Origin of the sequence: Armatimonas sp. (assembly GCF_043760365.1) — a bacterium.
Taxonomy (GTDB): domain Bacteria; phylum Armatimonadota; class Armatimonadia; order Armatimonadales; family Armatimonadaceae; genus Armatimonas.
In genome coordinates this window covers 1-3,498 of sequence record NZ_JAYUPA010000754.1, presented here as the reverse complement: position 1 = coordinate 3,498, position 3,498 = coordinate 1, and the positions used below count along the sequence as shown (strand labels likewise).

Genomic DNA, 3,498 nt, shown 5'->3' with positions numbered 1-3,498 from the left:
CGGAATAGGTTTGCATGAAGGTATTATAGCCCGCATGAAGCTCTTTGAACTCGATGCACGCTCTCCCGATGCGGGGGGAGATCTCTGGAGTGGTTTTCGCCGTGTGGGCAGCCCGACTCTGCGGCTGATGGGTGGCCAGCACGCGGTCTTCTTCGATGGCAAGGGCGATACCTACGAGCACGTCGCACCTGCCGAGCTATGCGGAGCGCGTCCTAGAACCATCGAAGTCTGGGCGTTCAAGGAATCGGTGCGTGGCGACGAAGAGACGCTGATTGGCTGGGGGCGACGTGGTGGGCCAACCGCGACGAATATCGCACTGAACTGGGGCAACAACGGAGCCTACGGTGGTGCGACCCACTGGGGTGCCGATATGGGCTGGCACGGAGCCCCCAAAGCGGGCCAGTGGCACCACCTGGTCTACACCTACGATGGCAAGACCGCGCGTCTCTACGACAACGGGGCGGAGAAGGCCAGCATGGACATTCGGCTGGCGACTCCCCAAGGCTTTCCGATTCGCCTCGCGGTGCAAAACGCTGCCAATGGAAGCGCTGCGTTTAAGAATGAGTACAACGGTGCGTCTCTCTCCGGTCCCGTGGGAATTGCGCTCCTGCGGCTCCACGATACGGCGCTGAGCGAAAAAGAGATCCTGGCAGCATTCACAGTGGATCAGGAGCGCTTTAATGCCGTCGCGCCGCTCACGTTAGCAAGCCTACGCGAGGGAGGCGTCACGACGATCAGCGCGGGCGGGCTGACACTCACGCTTTCCAAGAGTGAGAACAAGCCACTCGGGTTAGTGGCGGATGCAATGGGCTTTGATTTTTTGCCCACGGACCGGCTGCTCACACGCCTCGGGGAGGGGTTTCATCATTTAGGTGATCTGTTGGTACGCGCCAGCGGGCAAGTGGAAACGAAGACACAGTGGCTCGCCGAGCGTGGGCAGTTGGTCTTGCGGGCGACGGTGAGCAACAATGGGACGGTGCCGGTGGAGCTGGGAGCCGTCGGCTTTCCGGTGATCTTTAACAACATCATCTCGGATCGGGATCTCCCGCAGGCGCACGAAAAATGCGTGTTCTTTGACCCCTATATCGGAATGGACGCGGGCTACTTGCGCGTCACGCGACTCTCGGGCGCTGGCCCCGCGCTCGCCGTGATTCCCGAGGGCAAGACGCCGTTTGAAGCGTACCTGCCACTGCCAGAGCCGATCCGTCCCAGCCAGACCTTCGAGGGCACCTACGCCTGGCTCGCGCACAGCGCCGCTTACGCCGAAAAAGAGTGGGCTAAAGCCACGCCCTGGAATGTCCCGACAAAAGCGACACTCGCGCCTGGTGAGTCCCGCACCTACGGCCTGCGCTTCGTGCTCTCCGAGAGCATTCGTGGGCTGGAGAAGGCGATTGCGGCGGCGGGGCGGCCCGTGGCAATCGGCGTGCCGGGGTATATCGTCCCGCAAGGCAGCGATGCGAAGTTAATACTAAACTACAGCAAGCCGGTGAAGAGTATCGCCGTGGAGCCCGCGGGGGCGCTGGAGCTCAAGCCCGCTGGGAAGACACCTGCGGGGTGGGTGAGCTACGCGGTGAAAGCCACAGGCTGGGGGCGGGCGCGACTGACGCTTACCTACGCCGATGGCGTGATCCAGACAGTTCATTACTGGCTCACCAAGCCCGCCGCTCAGGCCGTTGCTAACTTGGGGAGCTTTCTCTTCACGAAGCAGTGGTTCGAGAAGCCCGGCGACCCGTTTGGCCGTAGCCCGTCGGTGATGAGCTACGACCGCGAGCTGAACCAAATCGTCGAGCAGGATAGCCGTGCCTGGATCGCGGGCCTCGGCGACGAAGGCGGCTCGTCGTGGCTGACAGCGGCGATGAAGCTCTTCCTCCAGCCCGAGCCAGCACAAGTCGAAAAATTCGAGCGCTTTGTGGACGGCGTGCTCTGGGGCGGTTTGCAAGTCGCAAGTGGCCCGCAAAAATTCGGCGTCAAGAAATCGCTGTTCTTCTACGACCCGAAAGCGCTCCCTGAGTTTGCGTACCGAAAAGACATCAACTGGGGCTCCTGGACCAGCTGGAGCAAGAAGGCTACGGAGGATATCGGGCGGGGCTTCAACTACCCACACGTGGTCGCGGCCTACTGGAGCCTCTATCGCATTGCCCGAAACACGCCGGGAATGACCAAGCGCCATGACTGGCAGTGGTACTTAGAGCAAGCGTTCCAGACCACGAAGTTTCTGTTCTCTGGGCGCGTGGGCTACGCCGAGCTGGGCCTCATGGAGGGGACGGTCTTTCTGCGCCTGCTCAAAGACCTGCAAGCCGAGGGCTGGAGCGCGCAGGCCACGGAACTCGAAGCCCTGACCAAGAAGCGGGCTGATAAGTGGCGCAAAGAAGCCTATCCGTTTGGCTCCGAGATGGCCTGGGACTCGACGGGACAAGAGGAGGTCTACGCCTGGACCAAGCACTTCGGCTACGACGATAAAGCAACCGTCTCAGTGAACTCGATTCTGGGCTACATGCAGCCAATCCCGCACTGGGGCTACAACAGCAACGCCCGGCGTTACTGGGACTTTCTCTACGGCGGCAAGCTCCCGCGCATCGAGCGGCAGCTCCACCACTACGGCTCCGGGATGAACGCGCTCCCCGTGCTCACCGAGTTCCGCGCCCACCCGGGCGACACCTACCTCCTGCGGATCGGCTACGGCGGGATGATGGCCCCCCTGAGCAATATTGATGAGGGCGGCTTTGCGTCGGCGGCCTTCCACTCCAATCCGGACACGCTCCGCTGGGACTACTACTCCGGCGACTACGGCCCCGGCTTTCTAGGCCACGCGCTCAATACGGGGTGCTACATCGTCAACGACCCTGAGCTCGGCTGGCAAGCCTTCGGTGGCGCACTCACGCAACGCGGGACAACCATCACCGTCGTCCCACAAGACAGCCTCCGCCAGCGCATCTTTATCGCCCCCCTCAAGCTCTGGCTCGTTCTGGATGCCGGGCAGTTCGAGAAACTGACATTGGACACAAAGACAAAAGCCGTCGCCCTCACCTTCCTCGCCAAGACCGAGCATGCCCCCGTCGCCCGGCTACGGATCGAAGGTAATCACAAACCCACCACCAAACTACCCACCGAGCGAGGTGCCGTCGTGGTGGAGCTACAAAGGAGGGCTACATCGGTTGTGCTGGAGCAGTAGGAACGCATCCGCAATGTCTGGTCGGTCTTCCTACTCGTGCGGGAAGAGCAAAGTAGTGTCCGAGTAGATGTTCTGGTTGAGTTGGAAGACCCATCAGATGTCCCGCTTGATCTCCTGGCCCAGGAGGACGTGTGCTCGAATGTCTTTGTGGCTGTCGCAAATCTCGTGACATGTTTTCGAGGCAACAAGTTGCTCTCGCTAGGCGCTCCATTCGTTCCTCATTGCGCGGGTGACCCTCCGGGTCAGGAAGATCGTACATACGCACCCGGAGGGTGCCCGGCGCTAGCCCCTAGCGAGAGGGACTCGTCCCCTCGAAAACATGTCAC

1 protein-coding gene is annotated in these 3,498 nt (G+C 61.5%); it reads left to right on the top strand.

Annotated elements, in window-relative coordinates; translation table 11 throughout:
* Positions 1-34: 34 nt before the first annotated feature.
* On the top strand, positions 35-3,172 hold the full coding sequence (locus tag ACH2EH_RS18035; RefSeq protein WP_395143774.1) for a DUF5695 domain-containing protein: 3,138 nt from the start codon (positions 35-37) through the stop codon (positions 3,170-3,172).
* Positions 3,173-3,498 lie beyond the last annotated feature (326 nt).

Bases quoted from the DNA above. Each gene is read 5' to 3' on its own strand.
- ACH2EH_RS18035 (WP_395143774.1), top strand. From the start codon at position 35: ATGAAGCTCTTTGAACTCGATGCACGCTCTCCCGATGCGGGGGGAGAT.